Source organism: Roseibium sp. JB4-4 (assembly GCF_055693425.1).
This window is the reverse complement of sequence record NZ_CM146333.1, coordinates 4,707,130-4,730,287: the sequence shown is the minus strand read 5'-3', so window position 1 is coordinate 4,730,287 and position 23,158 is coordinate 4,707,130. Positions and strand designations below refer to the sequence as shown.

Genomic DNA, 23,158 nt, shown 5'->3' with positions numbered 1-23,158 from the left:
AGCACAGCTGGAGGGTGATATTTGGAGTTGCGTCATCCCGCTGCCCCAATTCAAGTAGAATATCTGGAGCTCTCCGAACGGCTCTAGAATCATGTTTTTATGAGAAGAATTATTAAGATCGCCGCTGCTGCAGTTTTGCTGCTTTTCTTGGGGGTGCTGGGATACGGAGCATATGGCTATTTTGATGCGCTCGCAGCTTCAGAAGAACTCGAAGCAAGAGCCGAGAGCCTTCTGGCTGAAAATTTGGGCGGCTCATCGCTCGGTGAAGAACGTTACCGTCAGCTTCTAGTGGTCCAAGATCCGGCCTTTGAACAACACAGCGGCGTGGATGTGACAACGCCGGGTGCCGGTATCACGACCGTGACGCAATCGCTTGCCAAGCGGGTTGGATTTGAGAATTTCACGCCCGGGATCGGAAAAATCCGACAGACCGGTTACGCACTCGGCTTGGAGACACGATTGAGCAAAGAACAGATTATGGCGCTTTGGCTCGATACACTTGAAATGGGGCGGGGGCCGGATGGCTGGGTCACAGGGTTCCATCGTATGAGCGAAGCGGTTTACGGCGCAACGCCCGACATAATAGCGGATGATGAGTATCTATCCTTGCTTGCAGTCCTAATTTCACCGGGCCGCTACAACCTCGGCAGCGACGACCAAGCACTTCAAGAACGTACGGCACGTATTCGCCGTCTAGTGTCGGGGGAGTGTGCGGCCAACGACAATTCAGACGTGTGGCTTGAAGGCTGTAGGTAGGATAGAAACGCTGCGCTCTGGCACCCTACTCAGTCGATTGGACGGCCACGCCACACCCGCCGAAAGCGGTCATCCGCATCCAATCGCTTATGAGTACACACCCTAGTGGCCTTTTGACAGGTCATGGATATCAGCGATGCTTGCGACCAACGGATCAGGCAAGAACTGCGCAGCGCCGAACTCCAGCATGCACAGGATAGTCTAGGCGTCCGCCGGTTCGTTCCTTGGTTTCTATTGCCTGGCTTCGATTTTCAAAGAGTGGGCAAAGTTCGCCAGCTTTTCTGCCGGCATCGCTCATCAGGCAATCGGCAAATCCGGGCCTATTGGCACAATGGGGCATTCGTAAACAAACTTCTCACAAGGCTAAGAGAATTTGCCCGATGGCCTTAGCCCGGTTTTTGCACCTTTCCCCTATGGTGATTATCGAAATTCCGTTCGGTACAGAAAATCTCTCAGGGAAACAGGGACAATGCTCACAACAGGTTTCGATGCGACAACCGATGACGCGCAAGCCAACGAAATAAAGCTCCCGAACGCGAGCTCGAAATTCTATCCGATCATGGGCTCAAACATCAGCGTACAGGCGATAGTCGAAGGATCACTCCTTGCCGATATTGAACTTGACCCCGTTCCCGAATACGGCATCCATTATTGAAGGGTAGTTGAAGCGCTGATTGCCGGAAGGACCAGCTTTCCAGAAGCTGAAAAAGAAAGACGATTCCTTATTCACCATCCTGAAAGTTTGGTTCGAACACGGCCATATGATTGTCCGGAGAACTGGCAAAGAGCTCTGCTTGGACGGCGATTTGATATCTTTTGACCACTGCCGCCAAGCGCAGATCCGATAGCTCAAATGCAAGCTTCTCCCAACTCATCGACCCTCACTAAATAGGCAACCTTTTCAGGCCTTTCTTAGTGTCTTTCAGATCTCCAAAGTTGCTGTTTCGATCTGGAAAATGTCTTTCTGGCCAGAGCATTTGCTCATTGCAGTGACCCGGCTCGGGCTATAACGAAGCCAGGTCTCTGAGCATCAATGCGATGCCTGGAAAGAAGATCAGCAGGGCTGACATCAGGAAGAGGATCACGAAGAACGGAAACGTTCCTTTGATCACCTCCATGTAGGGCCGGTTGAAGATTGCGATCGCGGTGAAAATGTCACAGCCGAATGGTGGAGTTGCGGACCCGATTGCCATTTGCAGCGTCACCATCACGCCGACAAGAACCGGATCAAGTCCGGACGCATCGACTATCGGCACGAAGATGGGTGTCAGAATAACCAGCACCACCAATGAATCGACAAACATGCAGCCAACGAAAAAGCTCAGCGCGATCACAGCAAGAATATACTTGTCCGATGCACCTTCCAGATTGAGCGGTTCAAGCAAGCCTTGAGGAATTTGCTCAAAGGAGATGTACCAGGAAAACGCCTGCCCAACACCGACCAGAATGAAAACGACAGCCGTAATCAGGCCTGTGCTGAGCGCCGCGTTCAGGATGTCATTCAGCTTGAGCTCACGGTAGATCACGCATTCAACAATCAGCGCATAAAGAACTGAAAAGGAAGCCGCTTCGGTCGGCGTCACCGCTCCTGAATAGATGCCGCCCACGATAAGGGCGGGAAACCCCAAAGGCAGCAGCGCCTTCTTGATCGCGGCAATCCGCTCAGCAGCGGTCTTGCGTTCCACGAGAGCAATCGTGTCACCTTGAAGCAGGCTGTAGACGTAACAATAGGCCGAAAAGAGTGTTGCCAGAACGATACCAGGTCCAATACCCGCGATGAACAATTCACCGACGCTGGTATTGGCAAGAGTGCCGTAGAGAATGAGACCGATACTTGGTGGAATGAGAAAGGCAATGTCGCTGGCATTGATGATCAATGCCATGACAAAACTGTCCTTGTATCCTGCCTTCAACAGCTTTGGGCGCATGATCTGGCCGACCGAAACCACCGTAGCTTGCGTGGAGCCGGACACGGAACCAAAAAGCGTGCAACTGAGGCAGGCAGTGATTGGCAGCCCTCCCCGGCGATGGCCAAAAAGGCTTCGATCAGTCCAAGTAGATTGTTGGCAGTGTGACCGCGCGCCATGATATCGGCCGCCAATATGAACATTGGAACGGCGATCAAAGCATTCGGTGAAATTCCGGTGACGATCTGCTGGATGATGACACCGGTGTCAATCTGAGAAAAGTGAACCAATCCGACCATTGCCGCGACGGCCAAAGGCACAACCATCGGGAAACTGAGAAACAGCAGCACGATCATTGTCACGATCAGGGTGAAAGTGATGACATAGATGTCCAGTTCGCCTGCGACTATATCGTTGAGGAAGCTCATGATGTCGCTCATCTCAAACGCCAATATCTTCAGCTTCACCGTCCTGGACATCCAGTGACAGATACGTTCCCCTTTGGGTGATGTTCATCAAAAACGCAATCAGGTATTGGAGACTTGCCATCGCAAGACCAACGGGAATGACCGCATATATCAGATAGACAGGAAACTGCAGGGCCGGCGACAACCGATTGATGCCCTTGACTTCCTGGACATAGAGAACCGATTTGTAGGTCAGGAACATCAGCAGCAGCCCTGTCGTGAGCGAGATCAGCGTCAGCAGGACCTTCTTGGAACGCGGTGAAAGCGCGTCATAGACGGCAGTCATGCGAATGTTTCGTCCCCGTCGGACCGCATAGGCGAAACCGACGAATGTGACACCGACAATCAGAAACTGGTTCAATTCTTCAGCGAAAAACAGGCTTTGTCCAAATACATATCGACCGATCGCGTTGGCGGTTGAGTTCACCATCATCAGCAATATTGAAGTGATGATTATTGCCTTTTCGGCGAACTCAATGCCTCTGTTTGCTGTTAAGAGAAGCGTTTTCATTATCATCTCCCGTCTGCTGGCCGTTCATCGGCACAGCCGCGCCCTCCTCGCGCGTAGAACGCAAAAGGCACGGGAATTCCTCCCGCGCCATTCGCGCATTCCTTGCCGGCCTACGAGGCGTCCTTCACCTCTTGAATCAGGTTTTCAAGAATTCTTTGGGCGCGATCTCGAGCCTCTGACTTTTCCTCCTCGCCATAAGCGTTTTCCACGACGGCGTAGTAGGTTTCATGCAACCCTGTGCTGAGGTCCTTGAAAACCGCGCGCTCTTCTTCACTAAGCACAACAACTTTGAGGTCAGGGCGCTCTGCCAGGATTTTGTCCATATTTTCCTTGTTGATCTGGAGCTGATAGTCGTGTGCTGCCTGCTCCGCAGCGTCTATGGCCTTGTGGACCATGGCCTGCTTTTCAGCACTCAGGCCGTTGAACCATTCGCTGTTGGTGGAGACCGTGCCGACATAGGGCTGCTGCCCCGGAAACATCAGGTAGTCCTGCACTTCATGCCACTTGGCGTTGTAGATAAAGTAAATCGGGTTGACCATGCCATCGACGGTTTTGAGCTGAAGAGCACCGTAGACTTCACCCCAGGAAAGCGGTGTCGGCGTTGCCCCGAAGGCCTTGTAGGTTTCCACCGGAATTGTTGACGTAAAGGTCCGGATTTTCTGTCCGTCGAAATCCGCCGGGCTCCGAATTTCCTTGTTGGCTCCCCAGGCCATTTCGCCTTCGGAAATCATAGTCAATAGCTTCAGATTGACCTTTTCGAAGCGGTCGCTGAGGTCGTTGTAGATTGTTTCACTGCCTGTTAGGACCTTGCGAATGACATCCACATCGCTTCCAAGGACATAAGGAACACTGAGCGCCTGCACCTCTGGCACGTAGGACCCCAAGTGACCGGTGCCGACTGAAACAAATTGAACGACGCCTTTGGCTGTCAGCTCAACAATGTCGTTTTCGGTTCCCAACTGACCGTAATAGAAGATCCTGACCTTGATATCGCCGCCCGACTCTTCCTTGATCGTCTCGGCAAATTTCTTTGCAAAAATGTCCTGCACATCGTTTTTGTCCTCCTCGGAGGCAAACTTCCATGTCTCAGCGCCGGCACCGGTCGCAAGGCCAACCGCCAACACTGCTGGAATGACTAATTTCGTGAATAATTTCTGCATGTTGCTTCCTTTCACGACCCGCTCAGGCGGGCCCCTCTGAGATTATGACAAGGGGTAAGAAGTCCTCGCCGGTTGTTAGGTCGGGGAGTTGTGTGCAAAAGGCGCCAAACCCAGCTGCGCCTGAGGGTGTGGTTGCTATGCCGAGCCTAGTCATAGCCGCGGCCGCTGCGGAACCATCTGTTTCGGAAAGCGTCTGATAGGTCACATTGCAGCGCTCAAGCACGCGCCAGGCAACGATTGAAGGTTCTTTACAGTCCAGACGCCCCATGTTGGAATCCGGCCCATCAGACCGAGTGGGCCGGCCTGCGTCATGACTCGCCTTCAAACAAGCTGCAGCCTCAGGTTCAACAACGATCAGCTCCGGCTGGACGGCCCAGTTCAGGCGGATCATATGGGACATCGCGGCTGCGAGACCTCCAACGCCAGCCTGGAGGTAGACATGACTTGGCCAGTCGCCCGATGCTTCGAACGACGCCCGCAATTCCTCAGCGATGACGCAGTAACCTTCCATCACCCATTTCGGGATCTCGGTGTAGCCGGGCCAGGTACCGTCAGCCAGTAGTGTTGCGCCGGTCCGCGCAGCATCGTCAATCGCAGCCGCAACGCTCTCGTCATAAACGTCGCCGGACCACACAACCTCCGCGCCCAGTGTACGAAGTCTCTCAGCAAAATTTGCCGGAACGGTTCTTGCCAGATGAATACGCGACTTGGCACTGACCCATTGAGCACCCGCTGCAACGCCCAGCCCATGGTTGCCCGCACTTGCGCAGACGAATGTCAGCGTGTTGGCCATAGAACGCACATCGGCGTCCACGAAGCGTGCCGGTGTTAAAGCTTCACCGGTTTTGGCAAGCCAGGCTTCTCCAACGAGGCGGGCCACGGCATAAGGAGCGCCAAGCGCCTTGAAGGCACCCAGTCCCATTCGGGTGGTTTCGTCTTTGGCCAGAAAGGAATAACCGCCTGGTCCCTGCAGTCGCCGCATCGGTGAGACGGCGTAGTTTTTCTGTGCTTTGAAGAAAGCAACCGCCTGTTCGAAGTCAGGAGAAAAATCGAGGATGTCTGTGTGTTTCATGCTCCATGATGTAGCATTTTCGGATTATTTGATTTTTTCAATTTCTGGCTTAAGCTTGACGAAATTTACCGCTCAAACAATCAAACCAGAGAATTTGCATCATGCTTGACAATTTGGACGATGCGGATCGAACAATCCTGAGAATGATGCAAAAGGACCGTCGGATTGGACTTGAAGTCCTGGCTGAAGAATGCGGATTGTCCGTCCCGTCAGTACAACGAAGGCAGAAGCGCCTGAAGGACAGCGGCGTCATTCAACAGGAAGTTGCCATTCTTGATGCATCGAGGCTGGACTGCGGCATGACGCTGATAGTGATGGTGGAACTGGAGCGTGAAAGCCTTCAGCAGCTCGATATGTTCCGCAAGCTTGCCCGTTCCGAGCCACAAGTGCAGCAATGCTATTACGTGACAGGCGAAGCAGACTTTATCCTGATCTGCACAGCGCGCGACATGCAGGATTTTGAGGAGCTGACGCACCGGCTATTCTTTGAAAACTCTAATGTAAGACGCTTTCGCACGTCCGTTACCATGGAGCGCACCAAGGTCGGATTGACCTTGCCGATATAACCGGATGGCAGCCTAAAGCACATCAAGAGATACTTTGACCCTGTCCATGACAACGGAGGTCTTGAAGCGGCTGATATTGGACTCATCAAAGAAATGGTCCTGTGTGAACTGCTCGTATTCCTTGATGTCCCGGACCGTCAGGATCAACGTAAAATCGGCCTCTCCTGTAGTGTAGTAGCATTGCTGTACACACTGGGCGTTCTTCATTTTTCGCTTGAACTCATCCAAATGACGCCGGCTTTCACGCTCAAGGATAACGTCAACGATAATTGTCATGTCCCGCCCCAACCTTGACGGCGACAGGACTGAAACATCCCTTTCGATCACACCGCTTTCTCGGAGCCGTTTCAGGCGCTTTTGCACAGCCGCAGGGGACAACCCGACGTCCTGACTGATTGTTTCTGCCGTCAACCTCGCGTCCCTTTGCACAAGCCGCAGTATTTCCAGATCCTTGTCATCCATTGTCCGAAGTTGATCGCCTTTTGCCAGTTATTCAATGTTTTTCATCGCAAATGATCAAAAAACGACGCCATCCGACCCTTGAGACATTGTAGTTAGAATTGAGGAAACGGGAGGCATACCCATGCAAGCGTTTGAACAGCGCCTGACGGCACGACGGCAGGATTTTCACCGCAACCCTGAGCTGGGTTTCCAGGAAAAACGAACAAAACTTGAAGTCGCCCGCGAACTGCGGGCGCTTGGTATTGACGTGCATGAAGGCTCAGGTGTCGTTGGCGTCCTGCACGGTGGCCAGGGCAACCGGGCAATTGGATTGCGTGCGGATATGGATGCACTTCCTATTACCGAAACCACTTCGCACGGCCATCGCTCTGAAACGCCGGGTGTCATGCACGCCTGCGGTCATGACGGTCATATGACCATGCTTTTGGGTGCCGCAGAGCGGCTTGCCAAAGATCCGGATTTCGAAGGCACTGTCGTGTTTTTGTTCCAACCCAACGAAGAACTTGGTCTTGGCGCAAATGCAATGATCGATGAAGGCGTGTTGAAGCAATTCCCGCTCGACGAGATTTATGCAATTCACAATTTGCCAGGTGCACCAACCGGCCAGGTGTCCACCCGGACAGGCATTATCTGCAACAGCGAAACACTGTTTGAGATCAAAGTGACTGGCCAGGGCGGGCATGCATCCATGCCGCATACTGGCGTTGATGCGATTACGGTCGCCGCTGAACTTGTTCTTGCCCTCCAGAGCATTGTCTCCCGAAAGCTTCCTCCAGGAGCGGGAACGGTCGTTTCCGTCACCGAATTATTAACGGACGGACAACGCAACGTCCTTCCCGGCCAAGCTGTCCTGAAAGGAGACTACAGAGCCAGGTCGCCGCAGGACCGGGCTGCCGTGGAAAAGTTCATGCGCCAGATCGCCGAGGGTGTGAGCGCGGCTCATGGAGTGTCGGTGACGGTGGATTGTGCTACGGAATTCATCGAAACAATCAACGCAAACGCGCCGACGGAGGCAGTCTACCGCGCAGGAAGAGCGGCCGGATGCGAGGTTGTTGAAGACCGGCAGCCGATGAGTTTTTCGGAAGACTTTGCGCATTTCTGCTCCGCTGTTCCCGGTTGCTTCCTGTTATTGGGGAACGGAGAGACGGGCGCGAACGGTCAACCTCTGCACGCCTCCGATTATGATTTCAACGATGCCTTGTTGCCCATCGGTGCGGAGTTCTGGGTGCAGTTGGTGCGAGACCGGTTGCCGCGGCGAAAGGACAGCCAATGACAGAAGCGCCTTCCCGCGGATTTCCCGAAACAGAATTCGAAGCGCGCACTCACCGGGCCCAATTTCGCATGGCTGCAGCGGGTATCGATGGGATCCTTTTTATGAGTGAGCCCGAATTTCGATATTTCAGCGGTTTTCAGACTTTGTTTTGGCAAAGCCCGACCCGGCCCTGGTTCCTTTATCTACCCTCAACCGGCAAACCGATTGCGATCATTCCCGAAATCGGTGCGCAGTTGATGCGCAGCACTTGGCTGGACGACATCCGCACATGGAGTGCACCCTGCCCTGAAGATGACGGAGTGAGCCTTTTGACGGAATTGCTCACACCGCTTGCAAGAGAGCGTAAGACGCTCGGTGTGATGAAAGGCCATGAAACCGGACTTCGCATGCCTTTGGGTGACTATGAAAGGCTGTTGCAAGGTCTCCCGAACCTGTCAATTACTGACGCGACTGACCTCGTTCGATCGTTGCGCATGATCAAGTCCGAACGGGAAATTGAAAAACTTGCTCACATCTGTGCCATCGGCTCACGGACATTTGCGAAGGTTCCGGAGCTGGCACAGGAGGGGCAGCCTTTAGAAGACCTGTTTCGCACCTTTCGCCGAGAAGGCCTCGCTCAAGGTGCTGACGATGTTCCCTATCTTGTCGGTGGTGCGGACCAGGGTGGTTACCATGATGTGATTTCACCACCCTCACGCCGACCCTTGGCGCGCGGTGACATCCTGATGCTGGACACGGGTGCGGTCTGGGATGGGTACTATTGCGATTTCGATCGCAACTATGCCATCGGAACCGCCGATGCCGCTTCCCAAAAAGCATATGACGTGCTGTGGCGTGCGACTGAGGCTGGGATCAAGGCCGCCCGGGCCGGCATCACTTGTCATCAGCTTTATCAGGTCATGCAGGGTGTTATCGCGGAATTGCACGGCCAGGGTGGAAATGTTGGCCGCTTGGGTCACGGACTGGGTATGCAACTCACCGAATGGCCCTCACATGCTCCCTATGATCACACACCCATCGCAGAAAACATGGTGCTGACGCTGGAGCCATCGCTGAGTTATGGCGACGCCCTGATCATGGTTCATGAGGAAAACATCGTCATACGTGAGGACGGTGCCCAGTTGCTTTCCGAACGCGCCTCCCGCGACCTTCCTGTCATCTGAGGTGAGCCCATGAAACTGCAATTCGACACGGATGCCGGGATCGGAACACGAGCGACGTTGGGTGTGATCGTACTGGAGACCGACGAAACGCTGGAACCAGAGTTTTCCAGGCTCATGGCACTCGACGGTGTCGCCCTTTATCACAGCCGCATTCCGATGGTGTCCGACATTCGTGCGGACACACTTGCCCAAATGGAAAAAGACCTGCCGTCTTCGGCGCGGCTTTTGCCGCAATCGCTTGATTTCGATGTGATCGGTTATGGATGCACTTCGGCCTCAACGGTGATCGGATCGCAGAACGTCGCCCGCGCCATTCAGACGGTCTATCCCAACGCCTTGGTTACTGATCCCTTGGCCGCCGTAATTGCCGCCGGACAAGAAGTCGGTGCAAAAAGGCTCGGTTTCATAACGCCCTATGTGCCGGACATATCTGAGCGCATGCGTTTGAAACTGATAAATGCCGGTTTTGAAATTGCCGGCTTCGGGTCCTTTGAGGAAGGCAATGACCGGGTCGTTGCGCGGATCAGTGAACTCTCGATCATTCAGTCGGCCAGGCAGATTGCTTCAGCCTCCCTTTGCGATGCAATCGTCGTATCGTGCACAAACCTTCGAACCTTGAACATTCTCAAGGAAACTGAACACGAGATTGGTGTGCCCATCATTAGCAGCAATCAGGCACTGGCGTGGCATATGCTGCGCCTCGCAAAGATCAATGACCCGCTGCCCGACTTTGGCATCCTGTTCAGCCAACACTGATTTCGATGTTTCTCGCGTCTGATAGGCGCATTTTGGTTTGGTCTCGGCAGCAATCGGCGGACAGCAAAAAACGTCCATGGCCAAAACCGGACAGCGTCAGACGGCTTAGAACAGCTTGGCCGCCATGGACCATCTTCGCCTTCAGCGTCATGTCGCAATTGGTCCAGTCGTTTCGCGACCCAATCACGCTTCAGTCGAAAGCGCTCGAAAAACATCTGGACAATCAAAACATCAGATGTTTAATATCATCTCATGTCTGAACTGCTCTACTATGATCTCAAAGACACCGCAGGTGTTGTTCCGTCGCTTTCAACACAGGTCTGCCGCGAATTGGGCAGACGCATCGTTGGAGGTGTCGTTCGTGAAGGCGACCTGATCGACGACGAGAACAAGCTCTGCGAGCGTTTTGGCGTTTCAAAATCTGTGGTTCGCGAAGCGGTCAAGCTTCTTGTTGCAAAGGGGCTTCTTGAGGTGAAGCGCGGCAGCGGCACGCGGGTCCGGCGGCGCGCCAGCTGGAACCTCCTGGATGACGATGTCCTGGCCTGGCATCTCAGTGTTGAACCAAGGCCCAGCTTCTTGAACCAGCTACTGGACGTTCGTCAGGTTTTCGAACCGAGCGCAGCCGCTTGGGCAGCGAATTCGGCAACCAAGGCGCAAATCGACGAAATCCGTGCCGCGCAACAAAAGATGGAAAGTGCTTCGGAGATCCAGGACTACGTGGTGGCAGACGCTCTGTTTCACCGTGCGGTGCTTCGTGCAGCAAACAATGAAGTCCTGATGGCAATGGAAGGCGTGATCTTTTCAGCGCTTTTGAGCTCTATCCGACTGACAAACGCTGACCCGCGGGACAACAAGCGTTCCGTCCCCCTTCATCAAAAAGTGCTTGCCGCCATTGAAGCGCAAGACGCCCAGGCGGCTGAAGCTGCCATGAAGGAACATTTGGAGGACACCCGCGAACGCCTTGCTCACATCATGTCAGGCACAAGCGGAAAATAGGCAATACCCACCTGCCTGGAGGGGCAGTTGCAGAACTTCGCGCCTGTTGGTGGACAGGCTAGTGGCCGGCGGTTCGAGCTTGTTTGGAACCATACTCGCCCCGCCGGATCGATCGCTTAATCGAAGGAATTCCACCAGAAGATCCGGCGCTGAAAGCGCTGAAACATCGACGAGGAGGATAGGATGTTTCCAAGCACTATGAAAGGCTTATTGATAACGGGCACAGCATTGGCCACACTTTTGGGAGCCGGGGCAGCAGCCGCGGAAGATATGGTTGGCTTGTTGTTGCCGGAAAACGTAAATCCCCGCTGGGAACAGCAGGACGCGGCGGCTTTCGTCTCCACGATGAAGGAAATCGCCCCGGACATTCGGGTGGAAGTCTTCAATGCCAACAATGACACGTCCGTCCAGCAACGCCAGGCCGAACAAGCCCTCACGCAAGGTGCAAAGGTGCTTGTGGTCATTCCCATTGACGGCGAAAGCTCCGCTGTCATTGCGGATATGGCTGCGGAAGAGGACGTTCCAACCATTGCCTATGACCGAATGATCAATTCGGCAAACACCTCTTTTTGGGTGCAGGCGGATTTGGAGGCGATGGGCTTCGATCAAGCCAGCCATGTCATTGAGAATACCAAGGATGGCGACACGCTGGTGCTGCTCAAAGGCTCTCCGACAGATCCGAACGCTGCAGTCATTCACAATGGGCAACTGCGCGCCCTTACGCCCCTGTTCGAGAGCGGCAAACGGGTCATGGGCTACGAAAACTGGACACAGGGTTGGGACCCGGCAATTGCCAGGCGCTCCATGGACCAGGCACTGACCCAGCTCAACAACAATGTTCAGGGTGTTGTCTCTTCAAATGACGGAAACGCCGGCGCTGCCATTGCGGCCCTGGAAGAACAGGGCATGGCCGGAACAATGCCGGTGTCCGGGTTGGATTGCACGGTGCAGGCCCAGCAGCTGATGCTCCTCGGCAAGCAGACACAATGTGGCTGGCGTCCGCTTGCCGATATGGCAAACGCGGCGGCCAAGGTGACTGTCAGGCTTATCAAGGGCGAGGACTTTTCCGACCTGGCTCCACAAAAAGTCAAGAACGGTGTTGGGGCCGAGGTCGCCTACGTTCCCGTTGGCTCCTATTCCGCCATTGGTGCTGAGGGTGTCGCCTACGTCATCGAAAACGATCCATCGATCACAAAGGAAATGGTCTGCCAGGGCGAAGCCGCGGCAACCGATTTCTGTAAGTAACCGGGCAATCCATGTCTTTGGAAAACAACAAGCAGGTGGGGCCGGCGGCCCCGCCACCTCACTTGCGCGTTGCAGGTATCGAAAAACGCTTTGGCGGTGTTCACGCACTCAAAGGCGTCGACTTCGAGGTTGCACGCGGTGAGGTTATGGCACTGGTCGGCGACAATGGCGCCGGCAAGTCGACGCTCATGAAAATTCTGGCCGGAGCACTCACGTCGGATGAAGGTGACTTCTTCATCGATGAAAAGCCGGTCGCGATCAGCAATCCTCATGACGCCGGTGCACTTGGCATTCAGATTGTTTATCAGGATCTGGCCCTTTGCGAGAATCTTGATGTCGCGGCCAATCTCTCGCTTGGAGCTGAACCGGTGAAATCCGGCTGGCAGTTTCTACCGCGCATCTTGCGTCCTCTCGATGATCTTGAGATGGAAGTTCGCGCCCAGACCGCCATAGACCGGCTTCAGGTACGAACCCTCAAGTCCGTACGCGCCAAGGTGGGTGGCCTCTCGGGTGGACAGCGCCAGGCGATTGCCATTGCCAGGGCCGTCGGTGCCGAGTGCAGTGTCGTGATGCTGGACGAGCCGACTGCGGCTCTGGGTGTCGCTCAGACGCGACAGGTTCTGGATGTCGTCAAGCGGCTCCGCGACACCGACCACGCCGTTGTCTACATCTCCCACAATATGCGCGACATCTTCGAGGTATCCGACCGGATCTGCATCCTGCGTCACGGAGCCAATGTCGCAACCTGGAAAACATCCGAGACGACCGCAGACGAAATCGTTGTTGCCATGACCGCCGGACTGGACAACGGGGCGAACAATGCAGCCTAACTCTTCATTTTCTCCGGTAGAACGTTTGCGACGACTGCGCGAAACACGCCTGGGTTCGTTCGTGCCAGTCCTTCTCGCACTGGCGGCGATCTGGCTCTATTTCGGGATAGCACTCCCCTTGTGGGAATTCTGGGGCGATCAGGATGCCACCAGTATCCGCTTCATCTTTCTCTCACCGCGCAATATCTACAATCTGTTCATGCAGTCAGCAGTGATCGCGACATTGGCGGTCGGAATAACCGTTGTCCTGCTTCTGGGGGAAATAGACCTCTCCACCGCGGCCACGGCCGGTGTCTGCGCTGCGCTTCTTGGCGTTCTTGTGCTCGCCGGCATCCCCGGCTGGACGGCTTGCCTGATTGTCATGGCCGTCGGCGTCGCTATGGGGGCCGCGCAGGGGTTACTGATCGCCTATGTCGGCATACCTTCCTTTGTCGTCACACTGGCCGGCTTGCTCGGCTACCAGGGGCTGATGCAGAAGATCCTGCCAACGGGGAACCTCAACATAGGCGATCCCTTCGTTCGGGCAATCGCACGCATACTGGTTCCCGATATCTGGGGCCTCCTGCTTGCAACCCTTCTTGTTGTTGCAATCGCTGCACTGGCTCTGCGCCGTCAGGCGGAGCGGAAGCTCCGCGGGTTGGAACTCGACACCGCCACCACACTTTGGGGACAGGTAGCGTTCTTTGCGATCATCGTCTTTGCTGCGGTCCTGACGATGAACGCCTACAGATCGGTCCCACTCCTGATCATTCTCCTGACAGGTGTTACCGCAATTGTCGGCTGGGTCACGACATCCACACCCTTCGGCAGATCGATCTTCGCTGTCGGCGGCAATGCGGAAAGCGCGCGACGTGTCGGCATGAACGTCAAACGCATCGGGGTGGCAGCCTTCGGGATTGTTGGCCTTCTGGCTGCAATCGGCGGCATATTCGGAGCATCCCGCTACGGGTCCGTATCTTATACCGCTTTCGCCGGCGGTTCCCTTTTGCTGGAAAGCATTGGTGCGGCAGTCATCGGCGGCACGTCTCTGTTTGGCGGTCGCGGTTCTGTCTGGAACGCAATCCTTGGAGCACTTGTTATCGGGTCTTTGGGCAATGGTCTGGACCTATCTGGAGCGAGTGCAGCAGACAAATTGATGTTCTCGGGCGCCATTCTTCTTCTTGCCGTGGCGATTGACGCGCTGTCACGCCCGGCAGGCAACGGACAGCGATAGGAGGTGCCAATGTCGACCGCAGAAACTCAGACGCTCCTCCTGAAAGTTCTCGACGAAATCATTCCGGCCGGCGGTGCACGGCGCATGCCGTCTGCCGGTGTGAAGGCAGTTGCCGATGGTGTCCTCACGGCAACTGCCTATTCAAACCGGTCTCCAGGAGCAGTGATCCGGCTTCTGGAGGCAATCTCACTGAAATCGCCCGACTTCCAAAACCTTTCATCGGACCTGCGGGTTGATGTTCTCAAGGAGGTTGAAGCAGCCTACCCGGCCGATTTCACCGAACTCGTTCGCCTCACATACACCGCCTATTACAGCCGGGCGGATATCCGCCCGATGCTTGGTGTCGGCGCTCACCCGGTGCACCCGGATGGATATCCCGTGGAACCGGAAAGCGACGCTCTGATGGATGAATTGACAACCCCGGTACGTGCCCGCGGCACCGCCTACCGGCTGGCTTGAGGCACTGGGAAGAAAAGATGACCAACCATCCTGTCGACGTCCTGATAATCGGTGCTGGAGCCTCGGGAGCTGCGATCGCATGGTCCCTTCTGGAAACCAGGATGCGCATTCTTTGCCTGGAACAAGGTGATCATTTGCAGGACAAGGATTTTCCGAGCCGTAGGGAAGACTATGAGCTTGCCCGCTATGGCGCATTTTCATGCGATCCGAATGTCAGGAAGCTGAAGCAGGACTATCCGATAAACTCAGAAGACAGCTGCATCACACCTGTGAACTGGAATGGCGTCGGTGGGTCGACCATCAATTTCCTGGGCCATTGGCCGAGGATGAAACCATCGGACTTCAGAACAAGGACATTGGACGGTGTCGCGGAAGATTGGCCGGTGGACTACGCCACTCTCGAGCCGTTTTACAATTTGAACGATGAGAACACGGGCGTCTCGGGGCTGGGTGGCAATCCGGGATATCCCGACTATTCCCCGCCACTCCCGCCGATCCCGATCGGACGTCTCGGTCAAACCCTCGCGAGAGGCTTCAACAAACTGGGCTGGCACTGGTGGCCCTCGGACGTTGCCATACTGAGCAAGGACAGGGACGGTCGGCAAAAATGCGTGAATGCGGGAACGTGCGATCTGGGCTGCGCTGCAGGTGCCAAGGGGGGCACCAATTTCACCTATTGGCCGATACTGGAAAATGCAGGCGTTGAACTCAGAACCAATTCCCGTGTCCGTGAAATAGTGGTCGATCAGGAGACCGGCTTTGCGACAGGAGTTCTTTATCACGATGCCGATGGCAAGCTTCTTGAGCAAAAGGCAGAGCTTGTCGTTGTCGCTTGCAATGGCGTCGGAACGCCAAGACTGTTGCTGAATTCAAAGTCAAAACTGTTCCCGGAAGGCGTGGCCAACAGATCCGGTCTGGTCGGCAAAAACCTGATGTTTCATCCACTGACAGGTGTAGCCGGTGTCTTCGATGAGCCAATGCGCGGGCACGAAGGTCCAATGGCTTGCTCGATCCTCTCGCAGGAATTCTATGAAACGGACCCCTCTCGTGAATTTGTCCGGGGTTACGGATTGCATTCAGGCCGTTCAACGACCCCGATGACGTTCGCTCTTGGGGGCTACGGGATCGACAACCCGATCCCCTGGGGCGCTGAACACAGGGAGATCATGGACAATGTCTATCCCTATATGGCCGGTTTGACTGTCGTTTCCGAGGATCTCCCCGAAGAAACAAATTGTGTCAGCCTGGATCCGGACCTGACCGACAGCGATGGCATTCCAGCACCGAAGATCACCTACACGCTTGGCGACAACACGCGGAAAATGCTTCGACACGGAGAAGCCAAGGCCAGGGAGCTTCTCCTGGCGGCCGGAGCCAAACAGGTCCTGTCAAAGGGCGACGACAGCGTCTGGTGGCGCGCTGGCTGGCATCAGATGGGCACGTGCCGCATGGGTGATGATCCGAACAGATCGGTCGTTAACGCCTGGGGCCGCTGCCACGATGTGAAGAACCTCTTCATTGTCGACGGGTCCATTTTCGTGACCGCTGGCGCGGTCAACCCAACCTCAACGATCCAGGCTTTGGCGCTTTACATAGGCGACAGGATCAAAACCAACATCGCAACGCTTTTCGATTGAGGCCGCATATGAATTTCCCGAGCAAAATGTATCTGGGTGGTGCTCTGGTTGAAGGGCATGGCACTATTGAAGTCGCCAATCCTGCGACGGAGGAACCAGTCGCCACTGTAGCCGCTGCCGGGCGTGAAGATGTGCAGCGCGCACTCGAAAACGCTCGAAACGCTTTTCCTTCATGGTCGAGAACATCCATCTTCGAACGCCAGCAATGGATGGCAAAACTACGCAATGAAGTCATCCAGCACGAAGATTATCTACGAACCTGCATCCACCATGAGCTCGGAAAATCCTGGGCGAGCACCCAGGAAGACTTCGACAGTCTCAAGAACTCTCTCCAGTTCTATTCCGAAGAAATTGTCCGCTTTCACGACTACGGCCTTGCAGATCGTGCAGGCACCCACACGCATACGATGGTTCACGAAGCTGCGGGTGTTGCCGTCGCTTTCCTTGCCTGGAACTTTCCGCTGCTCAACCTTGCTTTCAAGATCGGACCTGCGATGGCAGCCGGTTGTCCAATCATTATCCGCCCCTCAAACGATACGCCGATATCCGCCTATGCGGTTGGTGAACTTTGTGCCGGAATTGGGCTTCCGGCCGGGGTGGTACAGATCCTGGCAACAGACAGTTATGAAGCTGCCGATGCCCTTTCAGCGTCTCCAATCCCGGCAGTCATCACGTTGATCGGCTCGACCGCGACCGGGCGTCACATCATGCGAACCGGCGCAACGACGATCAAACGTTATTCCATGGAGCTTGGCGGAAATGCACCGGTCCTTGTGTTTGCCGATGCGGATCTGGAAAAGGCGGCAGACATTATATGCGGCGTCAAGTTCAGCAATGCAGGACAGATTTGTGTCTCACCGAACAGGGTGTTCGTCGAAGCCACCGTTCTTGAAGAATTCACGGAGAAAGTTGTTGAACGAGCACAAAAGGCCAAGACCGGATGGGACCGCGATGCAGACATCACAACGGGTCCCCTGGTCAATGCGAAAGCCTGGAAACGGATCAAGAAACTCATCGACGATGCCGTTTCAGACGGAGCAGACCTGCTTGCCGGTGGCGACCGGCCGGCAGAACTGAGCCGAGGCCATTTCCTGGCTCCGACGGTGCTGGCAAATGTGCGCGAGACGATGGATGTCTATCGCCAGGAAACCTTCGGGCCGATCGTCAGTCTGATCCCGTTTCACAGCGAAGACGGCCTCTTGGAAACTGCCAACGACTGCGACGATGGCGGCCTGACGGCCTATATTTTCACGCAAGATCTGGCAAAGGCGGAACGATATGCCGCTGGTTTGCGCTACGGCGAGATACAGATCAATGGCGTGAAATACGATATCGATCTGCCACATGGCGGTATTGGCCAATCGGGCATTGGCCATGACTGCTCCGGTTTGGCGCTGAATGATTACCTCGTTCTGAAACGGGTCACGCGCGCGCTTGAGAGAGGTGCAGCATGAAAATCACCCGCGTCACCAGCCACGTTCTGCAATACGATTTGCCGGAAGAACTCGGTTACTCTCAACAATTCTATGCCAAACGCAGTGCCCACCTCGTTGAAGTGGAAACGGATGCGGGCATTACCGGTTGGGGCGAGTGTTTCGGACCGGGCAATGTCGCCCTTGCAAACAAGGGGATCGTTGAAAAGGTCATTCAACCGATGATCCTCGGCGACGACGCGCTCGATCGGGATGTCATCTGGCACAAGGTCTATAATCTTTTGCGGGATCACGGCCAGAAGGGCATGCCCCTTCAAGCGCTCTCCGGTGTTGATATCGCCCTTTGGGATATCGCCGGCAAAGTGGCAGGACTTCCATTGCACAAACTGATCGGGGGGCTCATCGAAGGCAGGTCCAGGTCTATGGCTATGGCATGATGCTCAAACGCGAGAGCGTCGATGAGCACGTGGCACGTTTCAGGGCCGAAGCAGCTGAGATCATGGACAAGGGATTTGTCGCGGCAAAGATGAAATCCGGTCTTGGCCCGAAGGAAGACGTTCGGCTCTGCGAGGCAGTTGCCAGAGGCGTCGATGGCCGTGGCAAATTCATGGTCGATGCCAATCACTGCTACACAACATCCGACGCGTTTTATGTCGGCAGAGCCCTGGATGAACTGGGAGCCTATTGGTTCGAGGAGCCTGTCGCTCCCGAGGATCTGGACGGTTACCGGGAGCTGCGGGCCGGACTGAAGGTCAACATTTCCGGCGGTGAAGCTGAATTCAATCGATGGGGCTGGCGCCAAATCCTGGAAAACCGGGGATTGGACATAGCCCAGCCGGAGGTGTGCGCAATGGGCGGCGTCAGCGAATATCTGCGCGTTCTGACCCTTTGCCACGCCCACTTCACCCCCGTCATCAACCATGTCTGGGGTTCGGCCATTGCCGTTGCCGTCAACCTTCAGCTTCTCGCGGCTATGCCGCCACTTCCGGGAGGTCTGAACCCATGGGAACCGATGCTCGAGTTCGACACGACCGATAACAAGTTCCGGGACGAGTTGCTGGTAGAGCCATTGCGCATACAGGAAGAGGTCTGTGCGAGTGGTGGATTTGTGACGATCCCCGACCGCCCGGGTCTCGGCGTGGAACCGGACCGCGATTTCATTGCCAAATATGAAGTCGACTAAAGGTATCGTCTTAAAAATCAACCTAAAAGGTCAAATATTCGGGACGTATCGGCACCGGCTCAGCCCAGGTGGCCAACCGTTATCCAGTCGGTGAAGGCAAAAACTTTCCTGTCGAATTTGGTTGTCGACCCCCGCTTGCTGTCTGAAAAAGCGTGCTGTGATAGGGTGACGACTTGCTAAGTTTTATTTCGGTTGGGCAGCATCAATGCATTCCGTTCTTGTTATTCTTAAAACCGTCTTTTTTCTTCTTTGTTTTGCGCGTTTTTGATTTCGCAAGCCAGCGCAGCACAGCGGGTCGCACTGGTCGTTGGAAATTCGAATTATTCATCGGTTGGCAGGCTGCCCAACCCTGTCCGGGATGCGACGAATATCGGTGCTGTTTTGAACGAACTCGGATTTGAAGTGATTTATGGGCAAGACCTCACTCACCAGGACTTCCTGTTGACGCTCAAGCGCTTCTCGAACGCGCTCAAGGGGTCGGACGTTGGCCTGTTCTATTATGCCGGGCATGGAATGCAGATTTCCGGACAGAATTACCTTCTGCCAACGGATGTGAAGCTTGAGAAAGCCAATGCAATAGACACTGAACTCGTTGCCTTGAATTTGGTCCTGAAAGAAATGGATCAGCAGACCAAGACAAAGATTGTCCTAATTGATGCTTGCCGAGACAACCGGTTCATGCCCGGTGCAAACCGCTCCGTAGACGCTCAGATTGTTGAAACTGACCTGGGCTTGGCACCACTGGAAGCCGGCTCTGACACACTGGTTGCCTTTTCAACGGAGCCAGGAAGCGTAGCGAGAGATGGTGCGGGTTTGAACAGCCCTTTTTCAGAAGCACTTTTGCATCACATTTCGACGCCAAATCTAGATGTCGCGCGGATGATGAGACGCGTGAGAAAGCGCGTGATGGATTCAACTCAGAACGCGCAGGTTCCCTGGAGCAACTCGTCGCTGACAGGCGACTTTTCCTTCAACTATCAGGGAAACCGAGCGCTTACATCTGCCGCCAAGGAAACCGCGCTTTGGGATGCCGTCAAAGACGCCAACGATCCGGACCTGATCAGGATCTATCTGAAACGCTATCCCAATGGTGAATTCACCAAAGAAGCTTTGGCGCTCATCAAAACTGCACCGGAAAGCAAAATTGAACTTTCAGAGCGCGAGAACAGTCAAGCCCGGAGCTCCCAAGCAAGGCATGTCCAGGACTGCTTGCTGCAGGAAGAAAATGGCTATGACGGCGAACTGTCGACAACGGTAAATGCGTGTTCCGATGCTGTCGCCCAGTTTCCAAATTCAGATATCCTTCAGCTGATTTACGGTCGTGCACTCGATCGTTCTGGCGACGAGACAGCAGCAGCCAAGCAATTTCGGCAGTCCGCCGAACTTGGCAATACCGATGCCATGGTTGAACTTGCAGTCGCCTACGACCTTGGCAAAGGGGTTGAATGGCGCGCGGGCGAAACCATGCGCCTTTTGGAAAAGGCAGCTGTTCTCGGGAATACCCACGCGATGGAAATGCTCGGGCATATCTATCTTGAAGATCGTCAGGTTGAATACGACGACGCGGTGTCATTCGAGTGGTTTCGGCAAGCTGCGGAAGGCGGCAACGCCAGTGCGGCCTTTTCAGTTGCCACCGCCTACAAGCACGGTGAAGGCGTTCGCCAGGATCACTTTCGTGCCCGCTACTGGTTTCAGGTCGCGCTTGCCGACACCAATGCCGATCAAACACTGGCGATGGTCAACCTGGCGGATTTACTCGCAACAGGTCAGGGCGGCGACAAAAATCCCGAGTTCGCGCTGGATCTCCTTATGAACGCTGCGGCGCAAGGAGACCAGCTGGCAATGCGTTCTCTCGCCGAGTTCTATCTCGACGGAACATTTGAAAGCGAGACAACTGCGACCGCTGTCGACTGGACGATGAAGGCCATCCGTGAAGGCGGACAAATCGAGGCTGAATTCTGGTTTGTTGATCCTGAAAAGAACAAAACCTACCCTGCAAGCTTCAGAAAAGAAGTCCAAAACCGATTGAAGAAAGCAGGCGTCTATTACGGCGCGGTCGATGGTGTCATCGGCGAAGGGTCGCTGATGGCAGTGTTTCAATACGCCAACCAATAGTCCGAGAAGCGAGTGGATATCCGGACCTTTTCGAGCGAGACCGTCGCGGTCGCCACATACCCTTACTAAACGTGAGGTTGAAAACCTTGCTTCGTTTAACGAAGGCGCGCAATATGATCTCCTACAACCAAACCATAAAGACGGCGCAAACGCGAGGCGAGGATTGCCAAAAGTCTGGCTGATGGTCGTTTAATCGTTCGGAGGAAAGCGCTCATGACTACCGAAGAGGTCGTTCGTAACGCCATTCAGTCGTATAACCGCGCGGATGTCGAGGCCATATCCGCGCTGTTGCATGACGACATTCACTATCGCATCCATGCCAATGCGGAAACTGCACCTTACTGTGCAGATTGCGGGGGCAAGGCAGCATTCTGGGAAGCGATTGGCCGGATTCAGTCAGACTGGAGTATCGACGACTATCGCCTGACAGATATCATCGTCTCAGGCGAACGTGCTGCAACTCAGATCAGTCTCACAATCACCAGTCGCCATACCGGAGTTTCGCGGGAAACCGAACTGGCCCTGTTCTGGACGGTGAAGGACGGCTGCATCGTAGAGCTGCACGAGTACCACGACACCGCGGCAGCGGCTCTGTCAAAATAGCTGCGCCAATAGTTTGCATTCGCAGATGGAAGCAGCGGAAAACAACACCACAACTCCGCGCTGTCTGAAGATCCGCTACTCGTCGCAGACGGGAGTTGAACTTGTCGAACCAAAAAGCGCCAGCCGCCCCCTCAATTTTTCGGCTTGCGCGGCTGGGACAAAGATCAGCAATCTGAGGCGTTGGCTCTAGGCGGTTCACTGGCTAGAACACGACAACAGCTCGAATTGATTTGCCCTCATGCATCAGGTCGAACCCGTGATTGATTTCTTCCAATGACAGCTTGTGCGTGATCATCGGATCGATCTCGATCTTGCCGTCCATGTACCAATCGACAATCTTCGGCACGTCTGTCCGGCCCGAAGCTCCCCCAAACGCTGTCCCGCGCCAAACCCGCCCGGTCACGAGTTGGAAAGGACGCGCCGAGATTTCTGCACCAGCGGGGGCAACGCCGATGATGATGCTCTCGCCCCATCCCTTGTGAGCTGCTTCCAGCGCAGCGCGCATCACTTTCACATTGCCTGTTGCATCGAACGTATAGTCCGCACCGCCGCCGGTTAGGTCCACCAGATGCGCGACGATATCCCCTTCGACCTTTGACGGGTTCACAAAATCGGTCATGCCGAAGTGCTTCGCCATTGTTGCCTTTCCGTCATTGAGATCAACACCGACGATCTGGTCGGCGCCGGCAAGACGTAGCCCCTGAATGACATTGAGGCCAATACCGCCCAGACCAAACACAATCGCGCGCGAGCCGATTTCCACTTTGGCTGTGTTGATCACCGCGCCAATACCTGTCGTCACACCACAGCCGATGTAGCAGATCTTGTCGAATGGAGCGTCTTTGCGAACCTTGGCAAGAGCAATTTCGGGAACGACCGTGTGATTGGCGAAGGTCGAGCATCCCATATAGTGGTGAATGGGCGTGCCATCGAGCATTGAAAACCGGGTCGAACCGTCAGGCAGCAATCCCTGACCCTGTGTGCTCCTGATCGACTGGCAAAGGTTGGTCTTCGGATTGAGGCAATATTCGCACTCCCGGCATTCGGGTGTGTAAAGCGGGATCACGTGGTCGCCTGGTTCAAGACTGGTCACTCCCTCGCCGATCTCGACCACCACCCCTGCTCCTTCATGGCCCAGAATGGCCGGAAAGATGCCTTCCGGGTCATCGCCCGAACGCGTGAACTCATCGGTGTGGCACAAACCAGTAGCCTTGATCTCAACCAGCACCTCACCGGCTCTCGGTCCTTCGAGGTTAACTTCCATAATCTCCAGCGGTTTGCCTGCTTCAAGAGCCACGGCTGCACGTGTTCGCATTTCTGCCTCCCGATATTTCGCTTGCATTGAGAAAAA

22 protein-coding genes and 1 pseudogene are annotated in these 23,158 nt (G+C 55.0%); 17 read left to right on the top strand and 6 right to left on the bottom strand.

Annotation, left to right across the window (positions count from 1 at the left end):
- Positions 1 to 99 precede the first annotated feature (99 nt).
- Positions 100 to 756: a transglycosylase domain-containing protein gene (locus ACZ1HV_RS22220; protein WP_472716338.1), complete on the top strand. Its 657-nt coding sequence runs from the start codon at positions 100 to 102 to the stop codon at positions 754 to 756.
- A 469-nt stretch (positions 757 to 1,225) separates the two neighbouring features.
- Positions 1,226 to 1,411 carry a hypothetical protein gene (locus ACZ1HV_RS22215; RefSeq protein WP_298961557.1) on the top strand — a complete coding sequence of 62 codons (186 nt, stop codon included), beginning with the start codon at positions 1,226 to 1,228 and terminating at the stop codon, positions 1,409 to 1,411.
- Positions 1,412 to 1,760: 349 nt separating this feature from the next.
- Here the strand turns inward: ACZ1HV_RS22215 and ACZ1HV_RS22210 are convergent.
- The 4 genes and pseudogenes from ACZ1HV_RS22210 to ACZ1HV_RS22195 form a co-directional block, all read right to left on the bottom strand.
- Positions 1,761 to 2,989: pseudogene (locus ACZ1HV_RS22210) on the bottom strand (TRAP transporter large permease).
- Positions 2,990 to 3,104: 115 nt separating this feature from the next.
- Positions 3,105 to 3,641, bottom strand: a complete 537-nt coding sequence (locus ACZ1HV_RS22205; RefSeq protein WP_472716337.1) for a TRAP transporter small permease — start codon at positions 3,639 to 3,641, stop codon at positions 3,105 to 3,107.
- A gap of 110 nt (positions 3,642 to 3,751) precedes the next feature.
- Positions 3,752 to 4,801 carry a TRAP transporter substrate-binding protein gene (locus tag ACZ1HV_RS22200; RefSeq protein WP_472716336.1) on the bottom strand — a complete coding sequence of 350 codons (1,050 nt, stop codon included), beginning with the start codon at positions 4,799 to 4,801 and terminating at the stop codon, positions 3,752 to 3,754.
- Positions 4,802 to 4,823: 22 nt separating this feature from the next.
- Entirely contained in the window at positions 4,824 to 5,873 is a 1,050-nt protein-coding gene (locus tag ACZ1HV_RS22195) for a pyridoxal-phosphate dependent enzyme (RefSeq protein ID WP_472716335.1), read from the bottom strand.
- A 101-nt stretch (positions 5,874 to 5,974) separates the two neighbouring features.
- Here ACZ1HV_RS22195 and ACZ1HV_RS22190 point away from each other — a divergent pair, with 101 nt between their 5' ends.
- Positions 5,975 to 6,439 carry an Lrp/AsnC family transcriptional regulator gene (locus tag ACZ1HV_RS22190; RefSeq protein ID WP_472716334.1) on the top strand — a complete coding sequence of 155 codons (465 nt, stop codon included), beginning with the start codon at positions 5,975 to 5,977 and terminating at the stop codon, positions 6,437 to 6,439.
- 12 nt (positions 6,440 to 6,451) lie between these two features.
- Here the strand turns inward: ACZ1HV_RS22190 and ACZ1HV_RS22185 are convergent, their stop codons facing one another.
- Positions 6,452 to 6,901 (bottom strand): Lrp/AsnC family transcriptional regulator, encoded by a 450-nt coding sequence (locus ACZ1HV_RS22185; protein ID WP_298961546.1) that lies wholly within the window; start codon positions 6,899 to 6,901, stop codon positions 6,452 to 6,454.
- Positions 6,902 to 7,022: 121 nt separating this feature from the next.
- Between ACZ1HV_RS22185 and ACZ1HV_RS22180 the strand changes: the two genes are divergently transcribed.
- The 14 genes from ACZ1HV_RS22180 (at position 7,023) to ACZ1HV_RS22115 (ending at position 21,807) form a co-directional block, all read left to right on the top strand.
- Positions 7,023 to 8,174, top strand: coding sequence for an amidohydrolase (locus tag ACZ1HV_RS22180; protein ID WP_472716333.1), 1,152 nt, complete (start codon positions 7,023 to 7,025; stop codon positions 8,172 to 8,174).
- The gene (locus tag ACZ1HV_RS22175) at positions 8,171 to 9,337 is read left to right on the top strand and encodes a M24 family metallopeptidase (RefSeq protein WP_472716332.1); all 1,167 of its coding nucleotides are present in this window, start codon (positions 8,171 to 8,173) and stop codon (positions 9,335 to 9,337) included. The genes ACZ1HV_RS22180 and ACZ1HV_RS22175 overlap by 4 nt, the downstream gene beginning before the upstream one ends.
- A gap of 9 nt (positions 9,338 to 9,346) precedes the next feature.
- Positions 9,347 to 10,093 carry a maleate cis-trans isomerase family protein gene (locus tag ACZ1HV_RS22170; RefSeq protein WP_472716331.1) on the top strand — a complete coding sequence of 249 codons (747 nt, stop codon included), beginning with the start codon at positions 9,347 to 9,349 and terminating at the stop codon, positions 10,091 to 10,093.
- A 252-nt stretch (positions 10,094 to 10,345) separates the two neighbouring features.
- Entirely contained in the window at positions 10,346 to 11,089 is a 744-nt protein-coding gene (locus ACZ1HV_RS22165) for a FadR/GntR family transcriptional regulator (RefSeq protein ID WP_472716330.1), read from the top strand.
- 183 nt (positions 11,090 to 11,272) lie between these two features.
- Entirely contained in the window at positions 11,273 to 12,334 is a 1,062-nt protein-coding gene (locus ACZ1HV_RS22160) for an ABC transporter substrate-binding protein (RefSeq protein WP_298961536.1), read from the top strand.
- 11 nt (positions 12,335 to 12,345) lie between these two features.
- On the top strand, positions 12,346 to 13,164 hold the full coding sequence (locus ACZ1HV_RS22155; protein WP_472716329.1) for an ATP-binding cassette domain-containing protein: 819 nt from the start codon (positions 12,346 to 12,348) through the stop codon (positions 13,162 to 13,164).
- A complete protein-coding gene (locus tag ACZ1HV_RS22150; protein WP_472716328.1) occupies positions 13,154 to 14,377 on the top strand; it encodes a sugar ABC transporter permease in 1,224 nt (407 codons plus the stop codon). Before ACZ1HV_RS22155 ends, ACZ1HV_RS22150 begins: the two co-directional genes overlap by 11 nt.
- Positions 14,378 to 14,386: 9 nt before the next feature.
- Positions 14,387 to 14,836: a hypothetical protein gene (locus ACZ1HV_RS22145; protein ID WP_472716327.1), complete on the top strand. Its 450-nt coding sequence runs from the start codon at positions 14,387 to 14,389 to the stop codon at positions 14,834 to 14,836.
- Positions 14,837 to 14,853: 17 nt separating this feature from the next.
- Positions 14,854 to 16,473: a GMC family oxidoreductase gene (locus ACZ1HV_RS22140; RefSeq protein ID WP_472716326.1), complete on the top strand. Its 1,620-nt coding sequence runs from the start codon at positions 14,854 to 14,856 to the stop codon at positions 16,471 to 16,473.
- Between the two features lie 8 nt (positions 16,474 to 16,481).
- The gene (locus tag ACZ1HV_RS22135; protein WP_472716325.1) at positions 16,482 to 17,927 is read left to right on the top strand and encodes an NAD-dependent succinate-semialdehyde dehydrogenase; all 1,446 of its coding nucleotides are present in this window, start codon (positions 16,482 to 16,484) and stop codon (positions 17,925 to 17,927) included.
- The gene (locus ACZ1HV_RS22130) at positions 17,924 to 18,343 is read left to right on the top strand and encodes an enolase-like domain-containing protein (protein ID WP_472716324.1); all 420 of its coding nucleotides are present in this window, start codon (positions 17,924 to 17,926) and stop codon (positions 18,341 to 18,343) included. Before ACZ1HV_RS22135 ends, ACZ1HV_RS22130 begins: the two co-directional genes overlap by 4 nt.
- Positions 18,340 to 19,089: a mandelate racemase/muconate lactonizing enzyme family protein gene (locus tag ACZ1HV_RS22125; RefSeq protein WP_472716323.1), complete on the top strand. Its 750-nt coding sequence runs from the start codon at positions 18,340 to 18,342 to the stop codon at positions 19,087 to 19,089. Before ACZ1HV_RS22130 ends, ACZ1HV_RS22125 begins: the two co-directional genes overlap by 4 nt.
- A gap of 264 nt (positions 19,090 to 19,353) precedes the next feature.
- Positions 19,354 to 21,204: a caspase family protein gene (locus tag ACZ1HV_RS22120; RefSeq protein WP_472716322.1), complete on the top strand. Its 1,851-nt coding sequence runs from the start codon at positions 19,354 to 19,356 to the stop codon at positions 21,202 to 21,204.
- A gap of 213 nt (positions 21,205 to 21,417) precedes the next feature.
- Positions 21,418 to 21,807 carry a nuclear transport factor 2 family protein gene (locus ACZ1HV_RS22115; protein ID WP_472716321.1) on the top strand — a complete coding sequence of 130 codons (390 nt, stop codon included), beginning with the start codon at positions 21,418 to 21,420 and terminating at the stop codon, positions 21,805 to 21,807.
- Between the two features lie 202 nt (positions 21,808 to 22,009).
- On the opposite strand, the gene ACZ1HV_RS22110 is transcribed toward ACZ1HV_RS22115, so the two are convergent.
- Positions 22,010 to 23,122, bottom strand: a complete 1,113-nt coding sequence (locus ACZ1HV_RS22110; RefSeq protein WP_472716320.1) for an S-(hydroxymethyl)glutathione dehydrogenase/class III alcohol dehydrogenase — start codon at positions 23,120 to 23,122, stop codon at positions 22,010 to 22,012.
- Positions 23,123 to 23,158: the final 36 nt, after the last annotated feature.

What these genes read in the sequence shown, in the direction of transcription:
- ACZ1HV_RS22130 (WP_472716324.1), top strand. Translation starts at nt 17,924, where the DNA reads ATGAAAATCACCCGCGTCACCAGCCACGTTCTGCAATACGATTTGCCG.
- ACZ1HV_RS22220 (WP_472716338.1), top strand. Translation starts at nt 100, where the DNA reads ATGAGAAGAATTATTAAGATCGCCGCTGCTGCAGTTTTGCTGCTTTTC.
- ACZ1HV_RS22185 (WP_298961546.1), bottom strand. Translation starts at nt 6,901, where the DNA reads ATGGATGACAAGGATCTGGAAATACTGCGGCTTGTGCAAAGGGACGCG.
- ACZ1HV_RS22140 (WP_472716326.1), top strand. Translation starts at nt 14,854, where the DNA reads ATGACCAACCATCCTGTCGACGTCCTGATAATCGGTGCTGGAGCCTCG.
- ACZ1HV_RS22125 (WP_472716323.1), top strand. Translation starts at nt 18,340, where the DNA reads ATGATGCTCAAACGCGAGAGCGTCGATGAGCACGTGGCACGTTTCAGG.
- ACZ1HV_RS22150 (WP_472716328.1), top strand. Translation starts at nt 13,154, where the DNA reads ATGCAGCCTAACTCTTCATTTTCTCCGGTAGAACGTTTGCGACGACTG.
- ACZ1HV_RS22170 (WP_472716331.1), top strand. Translation starts at nt 9,347, where the DNA reads ATGAAACTGCAATTCGACACGGATGCCGGGATCGGAACACGAGCGACG.
- ACZ1HV_RS22145 (WP_472716327.1), top strand. Translation starts at nt 14,387, where the DNA reads ATGTCGACCGCAGAAACTCAGACGCTCCTCCTGAAAGTTCTCGACGAA.
- ACZ1HV_RS22110 (WP_472716320.1), bottom strand. Translation starts at nt 23,122, where the DNA reads ATGCGAACACGTGCAGCCGTGGCTCTTGAAGCAGGCAAACCGCTGGAG.
- ACZ1HV_RS22190 (WP_472716334.1), top strand. Translation starts at nt 5,975, where the DNA reads ATGCTTGACAATTTGGACGATGCGGATCGAACAATCCTGAGAATGATG.
- ACZ1HV_RS22155 (WP_472716329.1), top strand. Translation starts at nt 12,346, where the DNA reads ATGTCTTTGGAAAACAACAAGCAGGTGGGGCCGGCGGCCCCGCCACCT.
- ACZ1HV_RS22160 (WP_298961536.1), top strand. Translation starts at nt 11,273, where the DNA reads ATGTTTCCAAGCACTATGAAAGGCTTATTGATAACGGGCACAGCATTG.
- ACZ1HV_RS22215 (WP_298961557.1), top strand. Translation starts at nt 1,226, where the DNA reads ATGCTCACAACAGGTTTCGATGCGACAACCGATGACGCGCAAGCCAAC.
- ACZ1HV_RS22115 (WP_472716321.1), top strand. Translation starts at nt 21,418, where the DNA reads ATGACTACCGAAGAGGTCGTTCGTAACGCCATTCAGTCGTATAACCGC.
- ACZ1HV_RS22135 (WP_472716325.1), top strand. Translation starts at nt 16,482, where the DNA reads ATGAATTTCCCGAGCAAAATGTATCTGGGTGGTGCTCTGGTTGAAGGG.
- ACZ1HV_RS22175 (WP_472716332.1), top strand. Translation starts at nt 8,171, where the DNA reads ATGACAGAAGCGCCTTCCCGCGGATTTCCCGAAACAGAATTCGAAGCG.
- ACZ1HV_RS22165 (WP_472716330.1), top strand. Translation starts at nt 10,346, where the DNA reads ATGTCTGAACTGCTCTACTATGATCTCAAAGACACCGCAGGTGTTGTT.
- ACZ1HV_RS22180 (WP_472716333.1), top strand. Translation starts at nt 7,023, where the DNA reads ATGCAAGCGTTTGAACAGCGCCTGACGGCACGACGGCAGGATTTTCAC.
- ACZ1HV_RS22195 (WP_472716335.1), bottom strand. Translation starts at nt 5,873, where the DNA reads ATGAAACACACAGACATCCTCGATTTTTCTCCTGACTTCGAACAGGCG.
- ACZ1HV_RS22205 (WP_472716337.1), bottom strand. Translation starts at nt 3,641, where the DNA reads ATGAAAACGCTTCTCTTAACAGCAAACAGAGGCATTGAGTTCGCCGAA.
- ACZ1HV_RS22200 (WP_472716336.1), bottom strand. Translation starts at nt 4,801, where the DNA reads ATGCAGAAATTATTCACGAAATTAGTCATTCCAGCAGTGTTGGCGGTT.